We start from the raw sequence: 25,557 nt of genomic DNA, 5'->3' as shown, positions 1-25,557 counted from the left end.
GCAAAACATTAAGCTAAGAGGTTGGCGGCGAAATCACCAGCGGTTTTTTGTGTGATTGCAGCAGGTGCGGCTAACATCAGTCAGCCTGGACAGCGACATCCTTGGCTACACCCGGCACCTCGGTGCCACGCCAGCGCCGTACGCACTTCTGGAAGAACTGGCTATTCGGCACCTGCACCAGCGCGCCGCCGGCATCGGGCATTTCCATCAGGGTGGTGAACAGCAGGTTGATCGCAATTACCCGGCCCTTCACGCCCGGCTTGTCGAGGGTTTCCACCAGCTCGACGACGTCACCGATACGAAACGGCCCGACAGTAAAGATCAGCACGGCGCAGAGCAGGTTGGACAACACGCTCCACATGGCGAAGAACGCCACCGCTGCTACGGCGACAAAGCCTGACAGCGCGGTCCAGAGCACGGTGGCCGAGACGCCAAGACGCTCCAGCACAAACAGCAGAGCACTGCCCATGATCAGCCAGCGCAGGCCGCCACGTACCGGTACCAGCAATTCTGGTGGCAGTGGATAGCGTTCGCCCAGCCGGCTCAGGCAACGGCCGACAAAGCGCTGCAGGATGAACGCCGCGGTGAGGATCAACAGAATCTGCGCGCCCAGCCACAGCGAGTCCATCCATTGCCCCGGCAGCAGGCCGTGCAGGTCTTCCATCAGGACAATGCCTCAAGTTCGGCCTGCATGCTTTCGAGCAGCTCAAGTGCCTCCATCCAGGCCTCTTCAAGCTCGGCTTCGCGCTGCTTGAGTTTACTCTGACGGCCGAGCAGGTCACGCAGAGCGTCCTTGCGCGATTGCTCGTACAGGCCGCTGTCGGCCAGGGCCGTGTCGATCTCGGCCAGCTGACTGTGCACCTGGCCCAGCTCGGCTTCGAGCTTGTCGGCAGCGCGCTTGTGCGGCGCCAGTTGCTGGCGCAGGGCAGCGGCGGCCTGACGCTGGGCCTTCTTGTCGGTCTTGTCCGGGTTGACCGGGGTGCTGCTGACCGGCGCGTTGCGCTGGCGGTAGTCGATCAGCCAGCGGCTGTAGTCATCGAGGTCACCGTCGAAGGTATCGACCTTGCCGTCAGCAACCAGCAGGAAGTCGTCGGTGGTGCTCTTGAGCAGGTGACGATCGTGAGAGACCACCACCACTGCCCCGCTGAACTCCTGCAAAGCCATGGTCAGCGCCAGGCGCATTTCCAGGTCGAGGTGGTTGGTCGGCTCGTCGAGCAGCAGCAGGTTGGGCCGTTCCCAGGCGATCAAGGCCAGGGCCAGCCGGGCTTTTTCCCCACCGGAGAAGTTCACCACCGGCTCCTCGGCACGCGGGCCGTGGAAGTCGAAGCCGCCGAGGAAGTCGCGCAGGGTTTGCTCGCGCTCGGTCGGGGCAATCCGCTGCAGGTGCAGCAGCGGGCTGGCCTTGTCGTCCAGCGAGTCCAGCTGATGCTGGGCGAAATAGCCAACCGAAAGGTTCTCACCGCGCACCAGGCGCCCGCCCAGCGGCTGCAGTTCGCCGGCAAGGTTCTTGATCAGGGTCGACTTGCCGGCGCCGTTGGGCCCGAGCAGGCCGATCCGCGCACCCGGCGTGAGCTGCAGCTTGACCTTCTCCAGCACGGCGGTGTCGCCGTAACCCAGACGGCCTTCGGAAAGGTCGAGCAATGGGCTGGAGATTTTTTGCGATTCGCGGAAGACGAAGTCGAACGGCGAGTCGACGTGCGCTGCCGACAACTCTTCCATACGTTCCAGGGCCTTGATCCGGCTCTGCGCCTGACGGGCCTTGGTCGCTTGCGCCTTGAAGCGGGCGATGTACTTTTCCATGTGCGCGCGCTGCGCCTGCTGCTTCTCGAAGGCCTGTTGCTGCTGGGCCAGACGTTCGGCGCGGGTGCGTTCGAAGGCGCTGTAGCCACCCTTGTACAGGGTCAGCTTGCGCTGCTCGACGTGGAGCACGTGGTCGACCACCGAATCGAGGAAGTCGCGGTCGTGGGAGATCAGCAGCAGCGTGCCCGGGTAGCCCTTGAGCCAGTCTTCCAGCCAGAGGATGGCGTCCAGGTCCAAGTGGTTGGTCGGCTCGTCGAGCAGCAGCAGGTCGGACGGGCACATCAGGGCCTGCGCCAGGTTCAGGCGCATTCGCCAGCCACCGGAGAAGTCACCGACGCGGCGGTCCATCTGCTCGTTACTGAAGCCAAGGCCGGCCAGCAACTTGCGCGCACGGGCGTCAGCGGTATAACCGTCGGCGCCCTCCAGCTCGCTGTGCAAGCGGGCCAGCGCAGTGCCGTCGTGGGCTTGCTCGGCCACTGCCAGCTCGGCCTGGACCTGACGCAGGCGCAGGTCGCCATCGAGCACATAGTCGACTGCCACGCGCTCGAGGGTATCGACCTCCTGACGCATGTGTGCGATGCGCCAGTCGCCGGGCAGCTGGCAGTCGCCGCCGTCGGGCGTGAGCTCGCCGCGCAGCAAGGCGAACAGGCTGGATTTGCCGGCGCCGTTGGCACCGATGAGGCCGGCTTTATGACCGGCGTGCAGCGTCATCTCGGCGCTATCTAGCAGGCGCTGCGGACCACGCTGTAAAGTGAGGTTGGTTAGTCTGATCATGATGGTCGCGGAGTCTACCAGCTTCCTCGGCCGCTAGCGCGAGTGGAACCATGCACACCGACCTGTGGAATTACGCCTTGGCCCTGTACGCCCGGCCCGGGGTTGAAGCGGCTTGCCTGCAACTGCAGGAGGACGGCGCCGACGTGTGCCTGCTGCTCTGCGCAAGCTGGCTGCAAGCGCGCCGGGCACGCGTCAGCGATGAGCGCGTGTGCGCCCTACTGGCCTTAGCTGAGCCGTGGCGAATCGAGGTAGTCCAAGCACTGCGCACGCTGCGTCAGCAATGGCGTATGGCAGCGCAGGGCGATGCCGCGCTGGCACTGTTGCGGGAGCAGTTGAAGGGCCTGGAACTACAAGCTGAAAGAACCTTGCTCGAGCGTTTGCAGGCTTGCTCGCAGCAATGGCCCGCAGGCTCGGACGAGACCGCGGACGATTGGCTGGTCCGGCTGGCGCCGGACCTGTGCCGCGACCACGGCGCGCTGGATCAATTGCGCGCCGCAGCGTCAGCCCTTCAGGACGCCGAAGACGGCGACTGAGCTGGGGTGTTGGCCGCTACAGCAGGCGTTGCCGCTGGTGCTGCCGAGTTGGTGCTGGTTGCTGCGGTGCTGGCTTTGGCGTCGTCTTTTTTGGCAGCGGTTGGCTTGGCGGCAGCTGGCTTGGTTGCTGCGGCCTTGGCCGGTGCTTTGGCAACGGCGGGTTTGGCTGCAGAGGCTTTAGCTGGCGCCTTGCTGGCTGCAGGCTTGGCAGCAGCAGGTTTGGCTGCAGCCTTGGCAGCAACGGGTTTGGCAGCGGCAGGTTTGGCTGGCGCTTTGGCAGCCGCAGGTTTGGCAGCGGCAGTCCTGGCTGCGGCTTTGCTGGCAGCGGGCTTGGCAGCTACTTTGGCAACGGCAGGCTTGGCTGCAGCGGCCTTGGCTGGTGCCTTGCTGGCAGCCGGTTTGGCAACAGCTTTAACAGGCGCTTTGGCAGCAGCTGGCTTGGCGGCGGGTTTGACCGCAGCGACTTTGGCTGGAGCTTTGCTGGCAGTGGTCTTGCCGGCTGCCTTGGCTGGCGCCTTGCTGGCAGCAGGTTCGGCAACAGTGCGTTGCTCGAGGGCCTTGGCGGCTGCTTCACGGACCTTGCCTACGCCTTGAGCGATTTTCAGGCTCTGCTGCGCATCGCGCTTTAGCTGCTGGATGTAGATGCGGGTCTGCGATTGACGTTCTTTGAGCGAGTCGAGCACTTCTTCAAGTTCGCTGGCAGCCTTGTGCGCCTTGTTTTGCGCCTTGGCTTTGCCAGCCTGGGCAGCGTCTTGCAGTTTCAGCCGCGAACCGTGCAGTTTTTCCTGCGCCTTGCCACGTTGTTTTTCCAACTTTGCCAACAGTTTCTCTGCATCCGCCAGCGCTTGCGAGCAGGCATCTTCCAGATGTTCGAGCAGGCTACCGGAAAGTTGCTGGAGCAGGTGCAACGGCGTACTTACTGGCTTCTTCTTGGCCGACATGGTTTACCTCCTGGCTGATGAGATTGCGGCTCATACTATGCTTCTGCTGCTACCGCCGCTAGGGCATCTTGACAGTATTGCTGGGGCCGCGTTGCATGCCTGGGCAAAGTTGTTATGGTGCCGCTCGAGCAAGTGTAGTTGGCCCTTGTTCGGCTGTTGCTACTTGGCCATCGCGTCCGGAGTCGATCGTGTCCCGTTATCTTCTGCTCAGCTTCTGCCTGCTCGCACCATTGAGTGTTGCCGCGCCGGCCAGCAATACCGATCAGGATATGGCCTACAGCCTGGGCGCGAGCCTCGGTGAGCGGCTGCGTCAGGAGGTCCCTGACCTGCAACTGGAAGCCCTGGTCGAAGGCCTGCGCCAGGCCTACCAAGGCAAGCCGCTGCGGCTCGATCAAGCACAGATGCAAAGCCTGCTCGAGCAGCATGAAACCGAGGCCCAGGGCAGCAAGGCACAAGCGGCTGAAATCCGCTTCATGGCCAATGAACGCGGCCGAGTCGGCACCCATGAGTTACCTGAAGGAATTCTTTACAGTGAGTTACAGGCAGGCACTGGCGCGCAGCCCAAGCCCGGCGGCAAGGTGCAAGTGCGCTATGTAGGACGTCTGCCGGATGGCTCGGTGTTCGACCAGAACCAGCAACCGCAGTGGTTCAGTCTGGACTCGGTGATCGAAGGCTGGCAGGCGGCGCTGCCAAAAATGAAGGCGGGAGCCAAATGGCGGTTGGTGATCCCTTCGGCGCAGGCTTACGGCGCCGACGGGGCGGGCGACCTGATCGCACCCTACACCCCGTTGGTATTCGAAATCGAATTGCTGGCAGTGGCCGACTGATCGAGGCGATCACGCCTGCAGTGCAGCTTCCTGTTTATGTGCGGTGTGCAGCACTTCGATCAGGCAGTCTTCCAGCTCGAAGCGTTCGCGCAGATGGCCGCCCAGTGCTTGCAGGGTCTGGGCGAAGCGCTCAGGGTCGTTGCATTCGGCCTTGTCACAGTGATCGTTGAAGTCCAGCGCGATCTGGGTGATGTCGGTGATGCGTGGGTTCATGTCTTCGGCCAGCGCCAGGGCGCGCTTGTCGTCGAAGGCCTTGGCCTCGCTGAGCAGCTGCTCGAACACTTCGAAATGCCAAGCCGATACATAGTCGACCAACACGCCGCAGAAATCACGGCTCTGCGCCTTGTCAGCGAAGGCTGGCTTGGCGTCGCGCAGGGCGCGGAAAGCCACCACCAACTCCTGGCGCTCCAGCAGCCAGCGATCGATCAGCTTGTGGACCCCGCCCCAGCGTTCCTGGGCATTCTGGCAACTATCGAGCATGGCAGTTCTTCCCTTCTGGGTAGATGCCGCTGCACCTCGTTGCGCAAAGGTGCGCGACAAAGGGAAGTCAGCAGTACGGCATCGAGCAGTTGTGTTTTCAGTGTCCGTGCTGGGAGATTATTCCCGCACGTGCTGCCCATCAAGGTACGCATCGGACAAAGTTCATACAAGCGTTTCATCCCTTGATAGCGCGCCGCCGGTCGAACCATGCGCCAAGCTTGCGCTGGATCAATGTTGGGCGAGGCGGCGCAAACGATCAGCCACCAGCCGCGACAGCGGCAGCGCTGCCAGCAGCAGGAAGGCCAGCAGGCTCCACTCGGGCAAGGTCAGGTCGAGAAAGCTCCAGGACAACGCGCCGCAGTCAGGGCCACCCTTGAGCAGGGTTTCCAACGCTTGCCGCCACGGCTGCTCAAACACCGTCGGCAGCGGCTGCAGGCAGGCGCCATGAGCAAACTCCGAGCCCTGCAGCCAGACCTGCCGCGCCGCCAACAGCGCGCCGCCGGCCGAGCAGGCCAATGCCAACATCGTGTAGGCCAGCCAACCGAGACGCTGTGGGGCATGCACCAGCGCAACCAGGCAGACCAGCGCATACAGGCCCAGCAGCAGGCGCTGGCCAGAACACAGCGAGCAAGGCAGCAACCCCAGGTTTCTTTCGAGGGCGAAAGCGGCAAACAGGATCGCCAACGAGGCCAGCAAGCCTGGGAAAAACAGAGTACGAAAACGGGCCAGCGGCATGGCGATGGGGTCCCGGAGGAGTCAATGACGTGGCTTGAGACGGTAGAGGAAATGGGTACTTTGTTTCAAGGCAATACAGTAGGGACAAGTCTCTGATTGCTGGGGAAAGTTTACTGATTGCTGTGGGAAATTTCCGAAGGGGGTCATCGCAAACTGACTTCACCGCTTCAGATTAGATACCAGCCCGTGGGCCTGCGCGGCTCGCGCAGACCCAAGGGTCGGTCAAGCTCGGGCGCCGTCTGGCAACGGCAGCGCCAGCAGGCGCTCGTCGAGCAGGCCAAGGCCTTCCTGGAACAATTGGTTGCTGCGTTCGGTTTCACCCATGCTCGCCAGCAACCGTGCCAGCTCGGCACATGTTTCCGGGTTGCGCTCAAAACGCAGGCTGCTCTCAAGGTAATCGCGCGCCTTGCCCCACAGACGGTTCTGCAGGCTCAAGCGGCCGAGGGTCAACAGCAGGCTTGGGTCCTGAGCGTGCTCTTTGAGCCAGCCTTCGGCGGTTTGCAGCTGGCGCGCTGGGTCATCACCACGGATCAGCCCGTACAGCCGGGCCAGATGGCTTTCGAACTGGCGTTTGAGTGCCGCACGCAAGACTTGCTCGGCTTCGCCCTGGGCGCCGACCTGACGCAGTTGTTCAGCGTAGGCGAGCACCAACTGCGGCTCCTGGCGCTGCGCGGCGGTCAGCTGCTGCCAGGCGCGTTCCAGCGCCTGCCGGGCGGCTACCGCATCATCACCACGTGTCGCGGCGATGCTCAGGTTCTGGCCCCAGGCACGCTGCTCCAGCGCAGCCAACTCAGTGGCTGGCAATACCTTGCCCTTGCGCAGGTCAGGCAGCAGCCGAATCAGCGCCGGCCAGTCGCCACGCTGCAGGTGCAAATGCTGCAGCAGGCGCAGCACCTGGCCGTTATGCGGGTGGCGCTGTTGCATCGCCAGCAGGGTTTCGAGGGCACCGTCGCTGTCGCCGCGATCCATCTGCAGTTGGGCGTGGGTCAATGCCACCGCCAGTTCGGCCTGGGGCTGACGCTCGAGCGCGCGCTCCAGCAGGTTGTCGCTTTCTTCAGTGCGGCCCAGCTCGTTCGCCGCGCGGGCGGCGCCGAGGTAATACAACAGCGGCTGGCGCTCGGCTTCAGCGGCGCGGTGCAGGTGACGCTGCGCGCTGGCCCAACGACCTTCGGCCAGGTCCAGTTGGCCCTGTTCGATGGCGATGCGGGTGCGCCGGCGGCGATTGCGCCGCGACCATGGGTTGACCACCCCGGTCGAACTCAGGATCAGGCCAAGCACGTAGCGCAACAGCCACAGCACTACTATCAGGCCGATCAACCCACCCAATGCGGCCCACAGACCGGACTGATAGCGGAAGCTGCCATAGGACACCATCACGTAGCCGCTGTGCTTGGCCACGGCGATGCCCAGCGCTGCGGCAACCACGATTGCCAGCACCGCGAGCAGATAGACTCGCTTCATGGCTTGCCCCCTTCGGCATTGGCCGGCAGGTGGCGGCGCTGAATGTAGGCCTGTACCGCCGCCAGGCTTTCGCTGAGGTCAGGGGTGACCACCGATACTGGCTGCTCGGCCAGGGCGTTAAGGCTGTCGAGCATGGCCTTGCTTTGCGGGTTGTCAGCGTTGAAGTTGGCCAGCAGCACGCTGCGAGCATCATCCAGCGCCTGGGTGTAGACCTTGGCTTCGCCATTCAGGGCCGCCCACTGGGCCTGCTCGATGGTCAGACTCAGGGCCAGGCGCAGTTGATTCAGCGACTGCCCAGCCAGCAACGGGCGAACATTGTTGTCGGCATCGAATTCGATCTGGAAGTACTTGGAGATCTCGGCCCACCAGCGCGACCAGCGGCTGCTGGCATCGCCATCCGCAGTCAGCGCGCCCATGGCGTCTGCGCTGCTGTCGAATTCAGGCGACTGGGCACTGAGCTGCTGCACCTGCTCACGCTGCGCCGCCAGCTTGAGGAACAGGCCAGTGCGGTCTGGCTGCTGGGTGCTGTTGAGTGTGGCCAGGCTGCGGGCCAGCTGCTCGCGGGCGGCGAATGAACCTGGGTCGCTCTGTTCGCGGAGAATTTCGTCGGCACCTTCGACCAGCGCTTTGGCGCTGGTCACATCCTGCAGTGCAGACAAGCGCAAGGTCGCCAGGCGCAGCAGGTGCTCGGCTTCCGCCAGGCGCCATTCCTTGCGGCTTTCGCCCATTACCGTATCGAGCCGCTGGCTCAAGCGCTGCTGGTCGCCCTGCAACTGCGCCACCAGGCGACGGCGGTCTTCCAGCTCGCTGGCCGGCGGCAGGCTGGCAAGTTGTGCGCTGATCTGCTGATCGCGCTGTTGCAACGCTGCGGTCTGCTCGCTGAAGGCTTCCATGCGCTGGCTTTGACCCAGCTCATTGCCCTGCAGTTGGCGCACTTGCCAGACACCCCAGCCGCCTACCGCAACACCGGCTGCGCCGAGCAGCAGGGCAACGACGGCAATGCCATTGCTCGAGCGCTTGGCCGGCGGGGTGACAGGGGTTTGCGGCGCGTCGAGCACCGAAGGCTGTTCATTCTGCGACAAGACAGTTTCGCTCACGTATCCATCCTTTGCATGGGGGCGCGTCGCTCTGAGCTTAGCGCCTTAAGAGGCAGGTGCAGCGCTGCGCTGCACAGCTGCCAGCAAGGCCGCGGCACTGGCGCCACGGCAATCCACAATCTGTTGTGCACCCAGCGCGCGGGCCTGCTCGGCTACGCGCGGGCTCGGCACGAACAACGGCAAGCGCGCCAGGCGCGGCCAATCGGCATCTGCCAACTGGCGCAAATGTTCAAGACCCTGCCCACTGCTGACCACCAAGCCGTTTAGGCGTTCCCGATCGACCCGCTCGCGCAGGGTATCGGGCGGGTAATCCGGCAGGCAGCGACGATACAGTTGCAGATAATCGACACTAGCACCTAGCTCGGCAAGACGCTCTGCCAGCAGTTCACGACCCCCTACCCCGCGGACAATCAGTACACGCGGCGTAGGAACGGCGATAGCCTTGCGCAACTCGGGCAAGCCAAGCAAGGCCTCACTGTCGTCTCCTTGGGTAGGGAATGTCACCAAAAGCCCGGCGTTCTGCAATACCTGCGCGGTCGCCTCACCGACGCTGAACCAGGCGTTGGACGGCGGCACCAGGCCGGCTTCGGCCAAGTTGGCCAGCAGCAAGCGCGCAGCGGGCTTGCTCACCACGATGAATGCCTGGTAATTCGCCAGCTGGCTCAGCAGCTGGCGTTGCGCGTCATCCACAGTGACCGGCTCGATCGCCAGCAAGGGCAGGCTGCTGCTGGCGATGCCGGCGGCCGCCAAGGTCTGCGCCAGTGCCGCACAGTCCTCTTCAGGCCGGGTCAGCAGCAGGCGCCAGCCGCTCACGGATGGCCGGCCTCGCCGTAGACTTCCTTGAGGATCGCCTCGGCGCCCTGCTCGAGCAGGTCTTCGGCAACCTGAACGCCAAGCGCTTCGGCATGCAGCCGCGGCGCCCGTGCTTCGGCTGCCAGCAGCAGCCCGCCGCTGGGTTGGCCAACCAGCCCGCGCAGCCACAACTGCTCGCCTTCAAGCACGGCGTAGCAGGCGATCGGCACCTGGCAACCGCCGTTGAGGTGCTTGTTCAAGGCACGTTCGGCCACCACCCGGTCGGCGGTGTCGACATGATGCAGCGGCGCCAGCAGGGCGTGGATTTCGCTGTCGGCGCTGCGGCACTCGATGCCGACTGCGCCCTGGCCACCGGCCGGCAGGCTGTCGTCGACACTGATACTGGCGCTGATGCGGTCTTCGAAGCCGAGGCGGATCAGGCCCGCCGCGGCCAGAATGATCGCGTCATATTCACCGGCATCGAGCTTGGCCAGACGGGTATTGACGTTACCGCGCAGGAAGCGAATCTGCAGATCCGGTCGGCGCGCCAGCAACTGCGCCTGGCGGCGCAGGCTGGAGGTGCCGACGATGCTGCCTGCAGGCAATGCGTCAAGGCTTGCGTAGGTATTGGAAACGAAGGCATCGCGCGGGTCTTCACGCTCACAGATGCAGTACAGGCCCAGGCCTTCAGGGAAGTCCATTGGCACGTCTTTCATCGAATGCACGGCGATGTCGGCTTCGTTCTCGAGCAGGGCGGTTTCCAGCTCTTTGACGAACAGGCCCTTGCCGCCGATCTTCGCCAGCGGCGCGTCGAGCAGCTTGTCGCCACGGCTGACCATCGGCACCAGGCTGACGATCAGGCCTGGATGAGCCTGCTCCAGACGTGCTTTGACGTACTCGGCCTGCCACAGGGCAAGGGCACTTTTACGGGTGGCAATGCGGATTTCGCGAGTGGACATGAAACGCCCCGATGCAGAGAAATGCTGCCGATGATAACAGCTACTCGGGGCCTGCCTGCAGACTCAGGTCAGCAATCGGTGGTGCTGCGCCAGTGCGCGCGAGCGCAGCGGCGCCGAGGGCGAGCGATCAGTGCAAGCCCTGCATCATCTTGCGCACGCCTGCTACATGGCGGCGGCTGACAATCAACGCATCCTCGCCCATGCCCTTGAGGTAGAGCTGGAAATGCCCCAGCGGCGTACGCTGCAGCTTCTCGATACGTTCACGGGCAACCAGCGCGTTGCGGTGGATACGCACGAAACGCTCGCCGAACTCGTCTTCCAGCGCTTTGAGCGGCTCATCCAGCAGCACTTCACCGGCCTCATGGCGCAAGGTCACGTATTTGTGGTCGGCAATGAAGTAGATCACCTGTGACAGCGGGATCAGCTCAATGCCCTTGCGGGTACGCGCACTGATATGGTTGCGCGGGTTGCCGCCGTCTTCAGTGGCTGGCCGGGTCAGCGCCGCCAGCAGCGCGCGGTTGGGTTTTTCTGCCTTGCGCAGGGCATCGCGCAGGGCCTGCGGCTGCACCGGTTTGCTGACATGGCTGAGGGTGCTGTCCTTGAACGCTTCGCTGCCGTATTCGTCATCACCGGTGCAGAACACCACCGCTGGTGGCGCTTCGCGCTCGCACAGGCGAGCAGCGACCTGCAGGCCGTCCAGGCCGGGCATGCCGATATCAAGCAGGACCACGTCAGGCTTGAGGCTGTCGATCAAGGCAAGAGCTTCCTCGCCATTGGTGGCGCTGGGCTCCAGTACCGTGTAGCCCTCCTGCCCGCCGAGCAAGCGGCTGAGGTCTTCGCGGGCTTTGGGTTCGTCATCAACGATCAGGACATTCATAGTTGCGCTGGATTCCTGAATGAGTCTCGCACAAGTAATAAGCGTAAACCGGGCTCGGTAGTCCGACGCCGCAGTCACGCTCTAGACCCATGCAATGGCCAAAGATTCACTGGTCTGACAGATTCAGCGCCAGCCTATTGTCAAACTGTAGACGCTTCGTGGAACGCTGCCGTTCAATCGGTAAATATCCTTTGCAGTAACTTCGCCGGTTGATTTCCTGCTGTTTCTAGCGACCGATGCCCTGCGGCGGGCAGTGCAACCCTGTTATTATCGGCGCCACTTTTTATCGTTCACGCCTTCAACGAGTGAATCCATGAGCACTGACAAGACCAATCAGTCCTGGGGCGGCCGCTTCAGTGAACCCGTCGACGCCTTCGTCGCCCGCTTCACCGCTTCGGTCGACTTCGACAAGCGCCTGTACCGCCACGACATCATGGGTTCGATTGCCCACGCGACCATGCTGGCGCAGGTTGGCGTACTCAGCGACGCCGAGCGCGACACCATCATCGACGGCCTGAAGACCATTCAGACCGAGATCGAGGCCGGCAACTTCGACTGGCGCGTCGACCTTGAAGACGTGCACATGAACATCGAAGCACGCCTGACTGATCGCATCGGTGTCACCGGCAAAAAACTGCACACCGGGCGCAGCCGCAACGACCAGGTCGCCACCGACATCCGCCTGTGGCTGCGTGACGAAATCGACCTGATCCTAGGCGAAATCACGCGCCTGCAGAAGGGCCTGCTGGAGCAGGCAGAGCGTGAAGCCGAGACCATCATGCCCGGCTTCACCCACCTGCAGACCGCGCAGCCAGTGACCTTCGGCCACCACCTGCTGGCCTGGTTCGAAATGCTCAGCCGTGACTACGAGCGCCTGGTCGACTGCCGCAAGCGCACCAACCGCATGCCTCTGGGCAGCGCCGCGCTGGCTGGCACCACCTACCCGATCGACCGCGAGCTGACCTGCAAGCTGCTGGGCTTCGAAGCGGTTGCCGGCAACTCGCTGGATGGCGTTTCCGATCGCGACTTCGCCATCGAATTCTGCGCTGCGGCCAGCGTGGCGATGATGCACCTGTCGCGCTTCTCCGAAGAGCTGGTGCTGTGGACCAGCGCCCAGTTCCAGTTCATTGATCTGCCGGATCGCTTCTGCACCGGCAGCTCGATCATGCCGCAAAAGAAAAACCCCGACGTACCTGAGCTGGTGCGTGGCAAGAGCGGCCGTGTGTTCGGCGCCCTGATGGGCCTGCTGACCTTGATGAAAGGCCAGCCACTGGCCTACAACAAGGACAACCAGGAAGACAAGGAACCGTTGTTCGACGCCGCCGACACCCTGCGCGATTCGCTGCGGGCGTTTGCCGACATGATCCCGGCAATCAAACCGCGCCACGCGATCATGCGCGAAGCAGCCCTGCGCGGTTTCTCCACCGCGACCGACCTGGCCGATTACCTGGTACGCCGTGGCCTGCCGTTCCGTGATTGCCACGAGATCGTCGGCCATGCCGTGAAGTACGGCGTCGACAGCGGCAAAGACCTGGCTGAAATGAGCCTTGAAGAGCTGCGCCGTTTCAGCGATCAGATCGAACAGGATGTGTTTGCCGTGCTGACCCTGGAAGGCTCGGTAAATGCACGTAATCACATTGGTGGGACTGCACCTGCCCAGGTGCGTGCGGCTGTGGTCCGTGGCCAGGCGTTGTTGGCTTCGCGCTAAGCGTCATGGCGGGCTGCCTGGCAGCCCGCCATTTCACCCTCATTTGCGTTTGCTGATCATCTCCAGGAATGCCGGCATCGCCGCTTCCTTGTCTGCACGAATTTTCGCCATGTGCGGGTTCTCGCCAAGCAACTCCAGCAGCGCCCTCGCCTGCGGGAAGTCCTCAAGAAAGTCCAGGTTCAATACCTTCTTGCCGACCGCGCAGGCAAGGTCGACCGAAAACACGAACATCAAGTCAGCCAGGGTCATCTGCTCACCAGCAACGTACGGCGCGAACTTGCCATTGCGCTTGAGCGTGGCAAAGCCTGCCAGCAGCTCGGTGCGGGCGCGCTCCTTGATCAGCGGCTCGACGGCCTGGCCGAAGAACGCTTCGGCGTAGCAGGTACGCGCCGGCAACTCGATGTATAGCTCGATTTCCTTGACCAGCTCGCGCACCTTGGCCTGGCCGAAGGCGTCGGCTGGCAGCAGCGATTTACCCGGCTGGGTCTGCTCGATGTAGTCGAGCATGACGCTGGTTTCGCTGATAAAGCCATGCTCGGTCTCCAGCACCGGCACCTTGCCGCGCGGGCTGATGGCCAGCACTTGTGGGGTCTGGCCGGAAACGAACGGCACCTCTTCGAACGGCAGGGCTTTTTCCAGCAACGCCAGCTTGACCATGTTGTAGTAGTTGCTGACAGGGAATCCGTAGAGCTTGAGCATTGCGACAGCCTCCAGGCCGTGAGGGGATGGCCCGGCTGTTATAACCACTCCCTTACGCCATGACCAGCGTCATGCATGGCATAGATGGCCAGGCATTGCCGGCGCGGTCATGGCAAACTAGCCGCCTCACTACAGGAGCACCGCCATGAGCGAACCCCAAGACATCGACAACGAAGATGAAGAAGCCTTCGCCGAAGCTACCCTGACCCAGGCCATCGAAAACCAGATTGAAAGCGGCGAGCCGCCGGCGGCCCTGGCGACCTTCAACAAGCTGAAGCTGGTTGGCTATGAGCGCGAAGACATTCTCAACCTGATGGCCCATGTACTGGCCTTCGAGATTGACGCCATGCTCGATGCCGACCGCCCGTTCGATACCGAGTGGTATGAAACGGCACTGCGCGCCCTGCCGGAGCTGCCACCTGAGGCGGATCAAGGCAACGCTTGAAAAGTCTGTCTACACTCCATGATCAAGCACCCGCAGTGGTGCCAAAATCCTTGTCTGGAAGTCAGGAGTCGCCATGTCGCTTACCCCCGAACTGATCGCCGAGCTGGAAGTCCTTGCGCTGTTCAATCTCGATAGCAGCCAGGAAGGCATCCAGGTCCACCAATCCGCTTCGCCAGATAAAGTCGCTGCTGCCAAGCGCCTCTTTGACAAGCAACTGACCGACCAGCCCGATGGTGGTTATCTGACCAGCCTGGGCCGTGACGCGGCGCAGAGCGTGCAGATTGTGTTGAACATTCTCAAAGCCCCAGAAACCGCCTGAAGCCTTCGCGCCTGTTCGCGGGCCAGGTTGCTGGTCGCGAACAGGCCAACCGCCTTGCTATTAATCTGGCGTCAAAAAACCATAAATTACCCTCTATTGCCCCTTGCTCAGGCTAAACTCGGCACTGCCCTGGCCTGCCCCTGAGTGCGCAATGAACCACCCCCATGAAATCCGCCCAGACCTGGACGACGGTATCGACCGCAAAGTTCTGGCCACGCTGCGCGCGCGCTTCATGCAGATCAATCACGGTCGCCTTGGGCGTGCACGGGAGGGCTTGTCAACGCGCCAGCAGCAGGTGCTGACGCTGTTGCCGCTGTTGTTTCATGTCAATCACCCGCTGCTGCCCGGGTATGTCTCCGGCACCACTCCAGCCGGCGTGTGCAGGTATGAGCCGGATGCCGAGCTGATTGCCGAGGGCCAGCGCCTGGCGCGCTCGTTCAGCTACAAACCGCGGCTGGGCAATGCGCCGCTACCGATTCAGGGTCTGTACCTGATGGGCAGCCTGGGCACCCTGGCCCAGGCCGAACAGAGCGACATGGATGTGTGGGTCTGCCACGCCGCCGGCCTGGCCGAGTGGGCGCTGGCCGAGCTCAGCCGCAAATGCCAGTTGCTCGAAGCGTGGGCGGCGAGCCTGGGCGCCGAGGCGCATTTCTTTCTGATCGAACCGCAGGCCTTTACCGTCGGTGAGCGCAATGGCCAGCTCAGCTCAGACGACTGCGGTACTACCCAGCACTATCTGCTGCTCGACGAGTTCTACCGCACCGCGATCTGGCTGGCCGGGCGCACGCCACTGTGGTGGCTGGTGCCGGTGTATGAAGAGCACAACTATCAGGCCTACACGCAAACCCTGCTGAGCAAGCGCTTTATCCGCACCGATCACGACCTCGATCTCGGCCACCTGGCGCATATCCCGGCCGGCGAGTTTGTCGGCGCCGGCCTGTGGCAGTTGTTCAAAGGCATCGACTCACCTTACAAATCGCTGCTCAAGCTGCTGTTGACCGAAGCCTACGCCAGCGAGCATCCACAGGTACGTTGCCTGAGTCTGGAGTTCAAGCAGGCGGTGTTTGCCAACCAGCTCGACCTCGATGCGCTGGACCCGTACGTGATGGTCTATCGGCGCATCGAGCAGTATTTGCTACGCCGCGGCGATGTCGCGCGGCTGGAGCTGGTACGGCGCAGCTTGTATCTGAAGGTCAATAAAAAGCTCAGCGGCCGCTCGCGCAACGGCGGCTGGCAACGCCAGCTATTGGCTCGACTGGTTCGCGAATGGGGCTGGGACGAGCGCCAGCTGGCGCTGCTCGACAGCCGCAGCCATTGGAAGGTGCGCCAGGTCGCGCTCGAGCGCCGAGCGCTGGTGGCCGAGCTCAATCACAGCTATCGCTTCCTCAATCAGTTCGCCCGTGAGCAGCAGGCCAGCAGCCGCGCCGACCAACGCGACCTGAACGTGCTCGGCCGACGCCTTTACGCCGCCTTCGAGCGCCGTGCCGGCAAGATCGAAGTGATCAACCCGGGGATTGCCCCGGACCTTGCCGAAGACACACTGACTTTGGTCCATGCCAGCAATCGCAAGGAGCCCGGCGCGTTCCACTGGAGCCTGTACCAGGGCAACCTGAGCGTGGATGAGCTGGACCACTCCAGCCCGCTCAAGCGCTGCCGCGAACTGCTCGAGCTGCTGACCTGGGCGCACCGCAACGGCGTGATCGATAGCAGCACACGGCTGGCCCTGCATCCGGGCGCCAGCGACCTGAGCGAGTTCGAGCTGTTCAACCTGCTCGGCAGCCTGCAACAGAGTATTGCCCTGCCCTTGGAGCCCGTCAGCGAGTTGCGCCTGCTGCAGCCAAGTGTGGCGGACGAGGTCCTGTTGCTGGTCAATGTCGGTGTCGACCCGCTGCGCCATCAGCGTGAACTGAACATCCTCATGACCACCGCCCGCACCGACTCGCTGAGTTACGCCGGCGTGCGCGAGAACCTGGTGCTGACCCTGGATCAGATCTCCTTGAACAGCTGGAACGAGGTGCTGGTCCAGCGTTACGACGGCGAACATGCGCTGATGCGTTGCATGCGTGACTTTCTCAACACCCCAGGCCAGCGCCAGCAACCACCACGGCTGCAGGTGCGCAGCTTCTGTCACAACCGCGCCCAGGCCATTGCGCAGCGGGTCGAGGATGTGTTCGCCACGGCTCGCGCGTTGCTCCAGCAGCGGCTGAACTACCGATACCTGGTGCAGATCGCACAGGACACCCATGTGCTTGAGCTACAGCCTGGCGAAGTCAACCTGATCACCTTGTCCAACCACGAGCAACTGCTGGCTTATCTGGGCGAGGAGCGCAGCGAGTACAGCCCGCTGCACCTGGACGACAACGCGCTGGACGATGAGGATCTGGTATGGGTTCTGCCCCAAGGCCAGCCGCAGTGCATCCAGGTGTTCTACCGCCTGCTCGACGGTTGGGCCGACCTGTACGTGCTGGATGAATTCAATGCCCTGTGGCAGCAGCGCCTGCCGCTGGAAGATGAAGCGCACCTGTTGCTGCCGTTGCAGCGTTTTCTGCAATCGCTGGGCATGCGCCGCGATGCCCGGCTGCCGCTGACCAGTCTGCAACAGGGCTCATTGGATATTCTCTACTACCAGCTGCTGCCTGCAGGCCTGGGCAAGGTGCGCAGCCTGGAGCCACGCCAGGCACCGAGCGACAACGGCAGCCAGCCCTATTACGAGGTGCAGGCGATCGTACAGAGCGGGATCGGCGATGAAGTGCACATCACCCTGTACTGCGATCAGCAGGAATATTCGCAGCTTGAATACGGCGATCAGTTGTACGCCGTGGTGGCGCGGCAGATCCTCGGCCAGCGGCGCAGTGCCGGGCGTTATCGCTGCTATATCACCGATCTGGATTTGTCCGAGCTGCTCGCCGACGAGCAGGGCTCGACGTGCCTGCATCTGAGGTACAAGCGCGAGCTGGAGCAGGCGCTGAATGACGGCGTCGAGCAGTTGCGGGCCTCACTGCAGTGAGGCCCGCGTGACACCTCAGAGGTCGAAGTCGCCTGCAGCTTCTGGCTGATACTCGACCGCCAGCAAGGTCAGCTTGAGGGTCTTGCCACCCGGCGCCGGCCAGTCGATCTGGTCACCTACCGACAGGCCGAGCAAAGCGCAGCCAATCGGCGCCAGGATCGATACCTTGCCTTCACCGCTGACGTCTTTCGGGTAGACCAGAGTCAGGTGGTAGTCCTTGCCGCTGGCCTCTTCGCGGCAGTGCACCCGCGAATTCATGGTCACCACACCGGCCGGGACCTCCTCGTGACCGACTACCTTCTCGGCGCGGTCGAGCTCGTCCTGCAAGGCGGCGACACCCGGCGCGTTCTCATCGAGGCTATCGATCAGGCGCTCGAGACGTTGCACGTCCAGGCGGGTGAGGATGAGGGAAGGTTTGCGGCTCATGTTTCAGTCAGACTCCATGTTCAACAGACAATTTGCGGCGCACGAATAAAGCAAAACCCCGCCCAAGGGCGGGGTTTGTGCAGGCATTCGGCAGCGCCGACGCAGAGCCCGACAGTACCACAGCCGGACGAATACTCAAGCCCGGGCGCGCAGGGCCTCGGCTTCCCGGCAGATCTGCCGGCGGCGTTCGTCGTCGGCAGAGCGCCACTCGCGAATGTGCTCGACATGGCGCTGGCAACCGGTGCAGACGCGTTCGGCATCCAGTCGGCAAACATTGATGCAGGGCGATTTCACCGCAGGGCTGACGTTGCTGTAAAGCGGCTTGGGCGGCCGCGGCTGCTCGCTCATGTCAGATCTCGTCGAAGTCCAGTTTCGCGCCAGCGCGATCCCAGACGATGCGCTCAAGCATCTCGCCAAGCAGCTCGTCGGTCTTTTCGCAGGTCCATTTGCGGTTTTCTTCGTCATAGTCGAAGTGGAAGCCGCCGGACTTGTCCGCCAGCCACAACTGACGCAGCGGCTCCTGCCGGCTGAAGATCAGCTGGCTGCCGTTTTCGAACTTGATGGTGAGTACGCCGGCGGAGTTTTCCATGTCCAGATCAAGATCGGCTTCATCGAACAGGTCTTCCAGCGCCTGTTGGGTGGCATCGACCAGGTCGTGAAAACGCGCTTCGCTCAAACTCATTGCAAGAACCTCGAAATTGGCTGCATACAGGCAAGCCGGGGAAGATACGGACGCTGGCGCAAGAATGCAAAGCCTCAGACCATCTGCCAATGTTGTAAGGATAACGCAGCAGCGGCCCCGCCAGCGTTGCTTACCGCCAGGCGGACCGGCCCTTGCATAGGCAATCAGGCAGGCGCTGGGTATACTCGGGCGCAATACTGCTTATTTCAAGGATTTCACCAATGAAGCGCCTGATTTCCTCCCTCGCGGCGCTGGTCGCGGTTGCCTGTCTCGTTTCGGCCTGCGGTCAGAAAGGCCCCCTGTTCCTGCCTGAAGACGGCAAGGACGGCAAGGCCAACAAGTCGCACCAGCACCAGCACGCTCAGCCCTCGCCGCAGCCCGCGCCGCAGCAAGAGCAAGACCCAGAGCAGCAGCCAGCGCAGTAAGGAAATCCAATGGACGCTTTCAACTACCGCGACGGCCAGCTGTTCGCGGAAGGCGTGGCCCTGTCGGCCATTGCTGAACAGTTCGGCACACCGACCTACGTCTACTCGCGTGCCCACATCGAGGCGCAGTACCGCAGCTATGCCGATGCCCTGCAAGGCGTCGAGCACCTGGTGTGCTTTGCGGTCAAGGCCAACTCCAACATTGGTGTGCTGAATGTGCTGGCCCGTCTGGGCGCAGGTTTTGACATCGTCTCCGGCGGCGAGCTGGAGCGCGTGCTGGCCGCTGGAGGGCGCGCCGACCGCGTGGTCTTCTCCGGCGTCGGCAAGACCCGCGAAGACATGCGCCGTGCGCTGGAAGTGGGCGTGCACTGCTTCAACGTCGAGTCCACCGATGAGCTCGAGCGCCTGCAGGTCGTGGCTGCCGAGATGGGCAAAGTGGCGCCAGTGTCGCTGCGGGTCAACCCGGATGTCGATGCTGGCACCCACCCGTACATCTCCACCGGCCTCAAGGAAAACAAGTTCGGTATCGCCATTGCCGATGCCGAAGAAGTCTATGTGCGCGCCGCACAGTTGCCGAACCTGGAAGTGGTCGGTGTCGACTGCCATATCGGCTCGCAGCTGACCACGCTGGAGCCGTTCCTCGATGCTCTCGACCGCCTGCTGGTACTGGTCGACCGTCTTGGCGAGTGTGGCATCCTGTTGCGCCACCTGGACCTGGGCGGCGGTATCGGTGTGCGTTACTGCGACGAACAGCCGCCATCGGCCGGTGAATACGTCAAGGCCATCCGCGAGCGCGTTGGCGATCGCGACCTGGCCCTGGTGTTCGAGCCCGGCCGCTACATCGTTGCCAACGCCGGCGTCCTGCTGACCCGCGTCGAGTACCTCAAGCACACCGAGCACAAAGACTTCGCTGTGGTCGATGCCGCCATGAACGACCTGATCCGCCCGGCCCTGTACCAGGCCTGGATGGGTGTCAGTGCCGTGCAGCCGCGTGCCGGTGATGGTCGTGCCTACGATATCGTCGGGCCGATCTGCGAGACCGGCGACTTCCTCGCCAAGGACCGCACGCTGAACCTGGCCGAGGGCGATCTGCTGGCCGTCGAGTCGGCGGGTGCCTATGGTTTTGTCATGAGCTCGAACTACAACACCCGCGGTCGTTGCGCCGAGGTGCTGGTCGACGCTGACCAGGCCTTCGAAGTGCGCCGTCGCGAGACCGTCGCCGAACTGTTCGCCGGCGAAAGCCTGCTGCCGGAGTGAACCCATGCTGCTGCGTTTTACCAAAATGCACGGCCTGGGCAACGACTTCATGGTCCTCGACCTGGTCAGCCAGCACGCGCACATCCAGCCCAAGCACGCCAAGCAATGGGGTGATCGGCACACCGGTATCGGTTTCGACCAGCTGCTGATCGTCGAAGCGCCGAACAATCCGGACGTGGACTTCCGCTACCGGATCTTCAATGCCGATGGCTCCGAGGTCGAGCAGTGCGGCAACGGTGCGCGCTGCTTTGCGCGCTTCGTGCTGGACAAGCGTCTGACCGCGAAAAAGCTCATCCGCGTCGAAACCAAAGGCGGCATCATCGAGCTGGACGTGCGCAACGACGGCCAGATCTGCGTCGACATGGGCCCGCCGCGGCTGGCCCCGGAACAGATCCCGTTCCAGGCTGCCGAGCAGGCGCTGAGCTACGCGCTTGAAGTCGACGGCCAGAACTACTCGATTGCCGCCGTTTCGATGGGCAACCCTCACTCCGTGCTGCGCGTCGACGATGTCCTGACCGCACCGGTGCACGAGCTGGGGCCGAAGATCGAACACCACCCGCGCTTCCCGCAGCGGGTCAACGCCGGCTTTATCCAGATTGTCGACCGCCACCACGCCAACCTGCGGGTATGGGAACGTGGCGCCGGTGAAACCCAAGCCTGCGGTACCGGCGCCTGCGCCGCTGCCGTGGCCGCTATCAGCCAGGGCTGGATGGATTCGCCCGTGTCCATCGACCTGCCAGGCGGGCGCCTGAGCATCGAGTGGGCGGGCCCCGGCCAACCGGTATTGATGACCGGCCCTGCCGTGCGCGTCTATGAAGGACAGGTTCGCCTCTAACCGAGTAAGCGCCATGACCGATAAGCCACAGGTTTTACCCGAACAGGCCACCGACCTCGATGCCGAGGCGGTGGTTGCCTACCTGCGTGCGCACCCGGCGTTTTTTGCCGAGCACGACGAACTGCTGCTCGAACAGCAGATCCCGCACCAGCGCGGCGACAGCGTGTCGCTGGTGGAGCGCCAGCTGAAGCTGTTGCGCGACCGCAATATCGAGATGCGCCATCGCTTGTCGCAACTGATGGACGTCGCCCGCGACAACGACCGGCTGTTCGACAAGACCCGCCGGCTGATCCTCGACCTGCTCGATGCCAGCAGCCTGGAAGAAGTGGTGATGGCCGTCGAAGACAGCCTGCGCCAGGAATTCAAAGTGCCCTTCGTCAGCCTGATCCTGTTTGGTGAAAACGCCACACCGGTCGGCCGCTGGGTCAGCAATGCCGAGGCGCAACAGGCCATCGGCGCCCTGCTGGGCAGCGGCAAGACGGTCAGCGGCAACCTGCGTGAGCACGAGCTGGCGTTTCTGTTTGGCGAAGAGCAACGCAAGGACGTCGGCTCCAGCGCGGTGGCCACCCTGGAATATCAGGGCCTGCATGGCGTGCTGGCGATCGGCAGCCACGACCCGCAGCACTACAAGAGCAGCGTCGGTACGTTGTTCCTCAGCTACATCGCTGAAGTGCTTGGCCGGGTGGTTCCACGGCTCACCCAGACCCTGCGACCGGTGCGCTGATGGAGCGCCAGCTGGAGGCTTATTGCGCGCACCTGCGCAATGAGCGCCAGGTATCGCCGCACACCCAGCAAGCGTACCGTCGCGACCTGGAGAAAGTCCTCGAATACTGCGGTGCCCAAGGCATTAGCAACTGGGGTTCGCTGCACATCCAGCAACTGCGCCAGTTCGTCGCCCGCCAGCATCATCACGGGCAGTCCTCGCGCAGTATTGCCCGACTGCTCTCGGCAGTGCGCGGGCTGTACCGCTACCTGAACCGCGAAGGCCTCTGCGAGCACGACCCGGCCAATGGCCTGGCGCCGCCCAAGGGCGAGCGCCGCCTGCCCAAGGCGTTGGATGCCGACCGCGCTTTGCAACTGCTGGACGGTGGCGTCGACGACGACTTCATTGCCCGCCGCGACCAGGCCATTCTCGAGCTGTTCTATTCCTCCGGTTTGCGCTTGTCCGAACTGACCAATCTCGACCTCGAGCACCTCGACCTCGCCGATGGTTTGGTGCAGGTGCAGGGCAAGGGCAGCAAGACCCGCGTGCTGCCAGTCGGCCGCAAGGCCCGCGAGGCGCTGCAGGAGTGGCTCAAGCTGCGCGGCATCAGTGCGCCGCAGGACAACGCGGTGTTTGTCAGCCGCCAGGGCCGGCGACTCGGCCCGCGGGCCATTCAGTTACGTGTCAAGGCGGCCGGCGAGCGCGAGCTGGGCCAGCACCTGCACCCGCACATGCTTCGCCATTCCTTCGCCAGCCATATGCTGGAATCGTCCCAGGACCTGCGGGCGGTGCAGGAGATGCTCGGCCATGCCGACATCAGCACCACGCAGATCTATACCCACCTGGACTTCCAGCACCTGGCAGCGGTGTACGACAGCGCCCACCCCCGGGCCAAACGCAGCAAGGGCAACGACTCATGAGCATCCAGCTGATCACCTTCGACCTCGACGACACCTTGTGGGACACCGCGCCGGTGATCCTCAGCGCCGAGACCGTGCTGCGCGACTGGCTCGAAGCCAACGCCCCGCGCCTGGGCGGCGTGGCAGTCGAGCACCTGTACGCCATTCGTGAACGCCTGGTGCAGGCCGAACCCGGGCTGAAGCACCGCATCAGCGCCCTGCGCCGGCGCGTACTCAACCACGCCTTGTGTGACGTCGGCTACAGCGAGCAGCAAGCGCAGCAATTGGCCAACGAAGGCTTCGAGGTGTTTTTGCACGCGCGTCATCAGATCGAGGTGTTCCCTGAAGTGCAGCCGGTGCTGGAGATCCTGCGCCAGCGCTACACCCTGGGTGTGGTCACCAATGGCAACGCCGACGTCGCCCGCATCGGTTTGGCCGATTACTTCAAGTTCGCCCTGTGCGCCGAAGACCTTGGCATCGGCAAGCCGGACCCGGCGCCATTTCTTGAAGCCTTGAAGCGCGGTGGGGCACCCGCTGACGCTGCAGTCCACGTTGGCGATCACCCTGGCGATGATATCGCCGGGGCCCAGCGGGCCGGCCTGCGCGCGGTATGGTTCAACCCGCAAGGTAAGGCCTGGACCGGCGATAAAGCGCCTGATGCGCAGATTCAGCGGCTGTCGCAGCTGCCTGACGTACTCGCCCGCTGGCGCTGAACAGCAGCCACAAAAAAGCCCGCAGCGACGGCGGGCTTTTTTGCAGACAACCACTCAGATAGGGCGGCTGCCGTACTTGTTGTCGGGCTTCTTGGGCGGATCGGCGACCACATTGGCCTCCACTTCCTGCACCTTGCCACCGCGATTCAAGAACTCTTCCATGGCACGGGCCAGGGCGTCGCGCTCTTTCTGCTTGGCCTCCATGCTCGGCATGTCGTCTACCGTCACGGCAGCCTTGGACTTGCCCTTGGCAGCAGGTACCGGGGTGTCGTCGCCAGCGTCTTCGGCGCCGTCATCGGCAGCAGCCTCAAGACCTTCATCAGCCTCGTCTTCGTCGCCTACTTCGAGGTCGTCAGTTTCCAGATCGTCGTCGCTCATGTTCTACCTCATGGCTTGCGAAAAGCAGGTTGGTTATAGACCAGTGTTGCCGTAGACCGGCAGCCACCAGTGAAAATTCAACTGGCCGTGGGTTTGGCCACTGCCCTTGAGCATGCGCCGCTGGATGAGCAGCGCTACCCTGCAGACCCTGCTGCTAGCAGAGCCTGACGAAATCCCTGAGCCGGTGCTGGCCATACGATATTGGCAAGCCTAGCAAAGGCTGGAAGAAGCGCGAGATTAACTCTTCAGCACTCTCCGGCGCGCATTCTAGCGTGCTCGCAGAAAAAGCAAAGCTTCATAAACGCACTGCAGGTTGTAAGTTTTTGGCATACGTCGCGAACGTAACGGATAAACCGTTTGCTCTGCACGAAACTGCGAAATTCAGACAAAAAAATGCCCGGCGAACCGGGCAATTTTTTTTCGTCGTGATTACAGGTTGTAGCCACGCTCGTTGTGTTGCGCCAGGTCGAGGCCGACCGACTCTTCTTCTTCGGTGACCCGCAGCCCCATCACCATATCCAGCACCTTGAGGATGATGTAGGTGACGATAGCGGTGTAGACCACGGTGAAGATCACGCCCTTGGCCTGAATCCAGAACTGCGCGCCGATGTCGTCCACCGCGCCGAAGCCGCCCAGAGCCGGTGCCGCGAAGATACCGGTGAGCAAGGCGCCGACGATGCCGCCGATACCGTGTACACCGAATGCATCCAGCGAGTCGTCATAGCCAAGCTTGCGCTTGAGGCTGGTGGCGCAGAAGTAGCAGATCACACCCGAGGCCAGGCCGATCACCAGAGCGCCCATCGGGCCCACGGTGCCGGCTGCCGGGGTAATTGCCACCAGGCCTGCCACTACACCCGAAGCGATGCCCAGTGCGCTTGGTTTGCCGTGGAAGATCCACTCGGCGAACATCCAGCCCAGCGCCGCAGCGGCGGTGGCGATCTGGGTGACCAGCATGGCCATGCCGGCGGTGCCGTTGGCAGCTGCGGCGGAGCCTGCGTTGAAGCCGAACCAGCCGATCCACAGCATGGCTGCGCCGATCAGGGTGTAGCCCAGGTTGTGCGGTGCCATTGGCGTGGTTGGGTAGCCTTTACGCTTGCCCAGCACCAGGCAGCAGACCAGGCCCGCGATACCGGCGTTGATGTGCACCACAGTGCCACCAGCGAAGTCGAGTACGCCCCAGTCCCACATCAGTGCGCCATCGCCGCTCCAGACCATGTGCGCGATAGGCGCATAGACCAGGGTGAACCACACTGCCATGAAGATCAGCATCGCCGAGAACTTCATCCGCTCGGCGAAGGCACCGACGATCAGCGCGGGAGTGATGATGGCGAAGGTCATCTGGAAGGTGATGAACACTGCTTCCGGGAAGGCCGCCGTCAGGCTGGCTGGGGTCACGCCGTTGAGGAAGGCTTTGGAGAAGCCGCCCACGAACGAGCTGAAGTTGAGCACGCCTTTTTCCATACCGGTGGTATCGAAGGCCAGGCTATAGCCGTACACCATCCACAGGATGCTGATCAGGCCGGTGATGGCGAAGCACTGCATCATCACCGAAAGCACGTTCTTGGAGCGGACCATGCCGCCGTAGAACAGGGCCAGACCTGGAATGGTCATGAACAGTACCAACGCCGTCGCAGTGAGCATCCATGCGGTGTCGCCGGAGTTCAGCGTAGGGACAGCTTCCTCGGCCAGCGCGAGGCCTGGCATTGCGAGGGACAATAGGGCGCCTAGCCCTGCGATCTGACGCAGAGTCATGTTGTTTTCTCCTGGGGCGTTGGGTTTGGTGAG

Annotated in this window: 28 protein-coding genes; 12 read left to right on the top strand and 16 right to left on the bottom strand. The window is 63.1% G+C overall.

The genetic code is table 11. From position 1 onward, the window contains the following. Window positions 1-76: 76 nt before the first annotated feature. Entirely contained in the window at window positions 77-664 is a 588-nt protein-coding gene (locus tag HU736_RS16270; protein ID WP_103435371.1) for a mechanosensitive ion channel family protein, read from the bottom strand. Then, a complete protein-coding gene (locus HU736_RS16265) occupies window positions 664-2,574 on the bottom strand; it encodes an ATP-binding cassette domain-containing protein (protein ID WP_186701428.1) in 1,911 nt (636 codons plus the stop codon). The genes HU736_RS16270 and HU736_RS16265 overlap by 1 nt, the downstream gene beginning before the upstream one ends. A gap of 50 nt (window positions 2,575-2,624) precedes the next feature. Here HU736_RS16265 and HU736_RS16260 point away from each other — a divergent pair, with 50 nt between their 5' ends. Beyond that, the gene (locus HU736_RS16260) at window positions 2,625-3,107 is read left to right on the top strand and encodes a TIGR02444 family protein (protein ID WP_186701429.1); all 483 of its coding nucleotides are present in this window, start codon (window positions 2,625-2,627) and stop codon (window positions 3,105-3,107) included. On the opposite strand, the gene HU736_RS16255 is transcribed toward HU736_RS16260, so the two are convergent. Further along, window positions 3,083-4,048: an AlgP family protein gene (locus HU736_RS16255; RefSeq protein WP_186701430.1), complete on the bottom strand. Its 966-nt coding sequence runs from the start codon at window positions 4,046-4,048 to the stop codon at window positions 3,083-3,085. The genes HU736_RS16260 and HU736_RS16255 overlap by 25 nt on opposite strands. Window positions 4,049-4,236: 188 nt before the next feature. On the opposite strand from HU736_RS16255, the gene HU736_RS16250 reads away from it, so the two are divergent. Further along, window positions 4,237-4,875, top strand: a complete 639-nt coding sequence (locus tag HU736_RS16250) for an FKBP-type peptidyl-prolyl cis-trans isomerase (protein ID WP_103435374.1) — start codon at window positions 4,237-4,239, stop codon at window positions 4,873-4,875. A 9-nt stretch (window positions 4,876-4,884) separates the two neighbouring features. Here HU736_RS16250 and rsd read toward each other — a convergent pair whose 3' ends face one another. From rsd to HU736_RS16215, 7 genes are all read right to left on the bottom strand, one after another. Next, window positions 4,885-5,355 (bottom strand): sigma D regulator, encoded by a 471-nt coding sequence (gene rsd, locus HU736_RS16245; protein WP_103435375.1) that lies wholly within the window; start codon window positions 5,353-5,355, stop codon window positions 4,885-4,887. Between the two features lie 228 nt (window positions 5,356-5,583). Next, window positions 5,584-6,090 carry a disulfide bond formation protein B gene (locus tag HU736_RS16240; protein WP_103435376.1) on the bottom strand — a complete coding sequence of 169 codons (507 nt, stop codon included), beginning with the start codon at window positions 6,088-6,090 and terminating at the stop codon, window positions 5,584-5,586. Window positions 6,091-6,312: 222 nt separating this feature from the next. Further along, window positions 6,313-7,551 carry a heme biosynthesis protein HemY gene (locus HU736_RS16235; RefSeq protein ID WP_186701431.1) on the bottom strand — a complete coding sequence of 413 codons (1,239 nt, stop codon included), beginning with the start codon at window positions 7,549-7,551 and terminating at the stop codon, window positions 6,313-6,315. Then, window positions 7,548-8,648: a uroporphyrinogen-III C-methyltransferase gene (locus HU736_RS16230; protein WP_217862391.1), complete on the bottom strand. Its 1,101-nt coding sequence runs from the start codon at window positions 8,646-8,648 to the stop codon at window positions 7,548-7,550. The genes HU736_RS16235 and HU736_RS16230 overlap by 4 nt, the downstream gene beginning before the upstream one ends. A gap of 45 nt (window positions 8,649-8,693) precedes the next feature. After that, on the bottom strand, window positions 8,694-9,461 hold the full coding sequence (locus HU736_RS16225; protein ID WP_217862390.1) for a uroporphyrinogen-III synthase: 768 nt from the start codon (window positions 9,459-9,461) through the stop codon (window positions 8,694-8,696). After that, a complete protein-coding gene (gene hemC / locus HU736_RS16220; protein WP_186701432.1) occupies window positions 9,458-10,399 on the bottom strand; it encodes a hydroxymethylbilane synthase in 942 nt (313 codons plus the stop codon). Before hemC ends, HU736_RS16225 begins: the two co-directional genes overlap by 4 nt. Before the next feature lie 127 nt (window positions 10,400-10,526). Further along, on the bottom strand, window positions 10,527-11,276 hold the full coding sequence (locus tag HU736_RS16215; protein ID WP_101322629.1) for a LytR/AlgR family response regulator transcription factor: 750 nt from the start codon (window positions 11,274-11,276) through the stop codon (window positions 10,527-10,529). Window positions 11,277-11,589: 313 nt separating this feature from the next. Between HU736_RS16215 and argH the strand changes: the two genes are divergently transcribed. After that, the gene (argH, locus tag HU736_RS16210; protein ID WP_101322630.1) at window positions 11,590-12,984 is read left to right on the top strand and encodes an argininosuccinate lyase; all 1,395 of its coding nucleotides are present in this window, start codon (window positions 11,590-11,592) and stop codon (window positions 12,982-12,984) included. Between the two features lie 39 nt (window positions 12,985-13,023). Here argH and HU736_RS16205 read toward each other — a convergent pair whose 3' ends face one another. Further along, entirely contained in the window at window positions 13,024-13,683 is a 660-nt protein-coding gene (locus HU736_RS16205; RefSeq protein WP_186701433.1) for a glutathione S-transferase family protein, read from the bottom strand. 145 nt (window positions 13,684-13,828) lie between these two features. On the opposite strand from HU736_RS16205, the gene HU736_RS16200 reads away from it, so the two are divergent. The 3 genes from HU736_RS16200 to HU736_RS16190 all read left to right on the top strand — a co-directional run bounded on the left by HU736_RS16200 (window position 13,829) and on the right by HU736_RS16190 (window position 17,454). Beyond that, a complete protein-coding gene (locus HU736_RS16200) occupies window positions 13,829-14,128 on the top strand; it encodes a hypothetical protein (RefSeq protein ID WP_101322632.1) in 300 nt (99 codons plus the stop codon). Window positions 14,129-14,201: 73 nt separating this feature from the next. After that, window positions 14,202-14,447, top strand: a complete 246-nt coding sequence (locus tag HU736_RS16195) for a TIGR02647 family protein (protein ID WP_101322633.1) — start codon at window positions 14,202-14,204, stop codon at window positions 14,445-14,447. A 151-nt stretch (window positions 14,448-14,598) separates the two neighbouring features. Continuing rightward, window positions 14,599-17,454 (top strand): class I adenylate cyclase, encoded by a 2,856-nt coding sequence (locus HU736_RS16190; RefSeq protein WP_186701434.1) that lies wholly within the window; start codon window positions 14,599-14,601, stop codon window positions 17,452-17,454. A gap of 15 nt (window positions 17,455-17,469) precedes the next feature. Here HU736_RS16190 and rnk read toward each other — a convergent pair whose 3' ends face one another. From rnk to cyaY, 3 genes are all read right to left on the bottom strand, one after another. After that, window positions 17,470-17,880 carry a nucleoside diphosphate kinase regulator gene (gene rnk / locus HU736_RS16185; protein WP_101322635.1) on the bottom strand — a complete coding sequence of 137 codons (411 nt, stop codon included), beginning with the start codon at window positions 17,878-17,880 and terminating at the stop codon, window positions 17,470-17,472. Between the two features lie 135 nt (window positions 17,881-18,015). Then, window positions 18,016-18,228 (bottom strand): DUF1289 domain-containing protein, encoded by a 213-nt coding sequence (locus tag HU736_RS16180; RefSeq protein ID WP_101322636.1) that lies wholly within the window; start codon window positions 18,226-18,228, stop codon window positions 18,016-18,018. A gap of 1 nt (window position 18,229) precedes the next feature. Then, complete coding sequence (gene cyaY / locus HU736_RS16175; protein WP_186701435.1) at window positions 18,230-18,562, bottom strand: iron donor protein CyaY; 333 nt, start codon at window positions 18,560-18,562, stop codon at window positions 18,230-18,232. Window positions 18,563-18,783: 221 nt separating this feature from the next. Here cyaY and lptM point away from each other — a divergent pair, with 221 nt between their 5' ends. From lptM to HU736_RS16145, 6 genes are read left to right on the top strand one after another with little or no spacing between them, the layout of a single operon-like run. Continuing rightward, on the top strand, window positions 18,784-18,987 hold the full coding sequence (gene lptM / locus HU736_RS16170) for an LPS translocon maturation chaperone LptM (protein WP_103435382.1): 204 nt from the start codon (window positions 18,784-18,786) through the stop codon (window positions 18,985-18,987). A gap of 9 nt (window positions 18,988-18,996) precedes the next feature. Then, complete coding sequence (lysA, locus tag HU736_RS16165; RefSeq protein WP_150571421.1) at window positions 18,997-20,244, top strand: diaminopimelate decarboxylase; 1,248 nt, start codon at window positions 18,997-18,999, stop codon at window positions 20,242-20,244. Window positions 20,245-20,248: 4 nt separating this feature from the next. After that, window positions 20,249-21,079 (top strand): diaminopimelate epimerase, encoded by an 831-nt coding sequence (gene dapF, locus HU736_RS16160; RefSeq protein ID WP_103435384.1) that lies wholly within the window; start codon window positions 20,249-20,251, stop codon window positions 21,077-21,079. 13 nt (window positions 21,080-21,092) lie between these two features. Continuing rightward, window positions 21,093-21,803, top strand: coding sequence for a DUF484 family protein (locus HU736_RS16155; protein WP_103435385.1), 711 nt, complete (start codon window positions 21,093-21,095; stop codon window positions 21,801-21,803). Continuing rightward, window positions 21,803-22,702, top strand: coding sequence for a tyrosine recombinase XerC (xerC, locus tag HU736_RS16150; RefSeq protein WP_103435386.1), 900 nt, complete (start codon window positions 21,803-21,805; stop codon window positions 22,700-22,702). The genes HU736_RS16155 and xerC overlap by 1 nt, the downstream gene beginning before the upstream one ends. Beyond that, the gene (locus tag HU736_RS16145) at window positions 22,699-23,394 is read left to right on the top strand and encodes an HAD family hydrolase (RefSeq protein WP_103435387.1); all 696 of its coding nucleotides are present in this window, start codon (window positions 22,699-22,701) and stop codon (window positions 23,392-23,394) included. Before xerC ends, HU736_RS16145 begins: the two co-directional genes overlap by 4 nt. A gap of 54 nt (window positions 23,395-23,448) precedes the next feature. On the opposite strand, the gene sutA is transcribed toward HU736_RS16145, so the two are convergent. Together sutA and HU736_RS16135 are read right to left on the bottom strand one after the other, a co-directional pair. Then, complete coding sequence (gene sutA / locus HU736_RS16140; protein WP_103435388.1) at window positions 23,449-23,772, bottom strand: dormancy-specific transcriptional regulator SutA; 324 nt, start codon at window positions 23,770-23,772, stop codon at window positions 23,449-23,451. A gap of 429 nt (window positions 23,773-24,201) precedes the next feature. After that, window positions 24,202-25,524: an ammonium transporter gene (locus tag HU736_RS16135; protein ID WP_101322645.1), complete on the bottom strand. Its 1,323-nt coding sequence runs from the start codon at window positions 25,522-25,524 to the stop codon at window positions 24,202-24,204. Window positions 25,525-25,557: the final 33 nt, after the last annotated feature.

The sequence above is a fragment of the Pseudomonas shirazensis genome (assembly GCF_014268785.2).
GTDB classification, from domain to species: domain Bacteria; phylum Pseudomonadota; class Gammaproteobacteria; order Pseudomonadales; family Pseudomonadaceae; genus Aquipseudomonas; species Aquipseudomonas shirazensis.
This window is presented reverse-complemented; position numbering and strand designations above follow the sequence as displayed.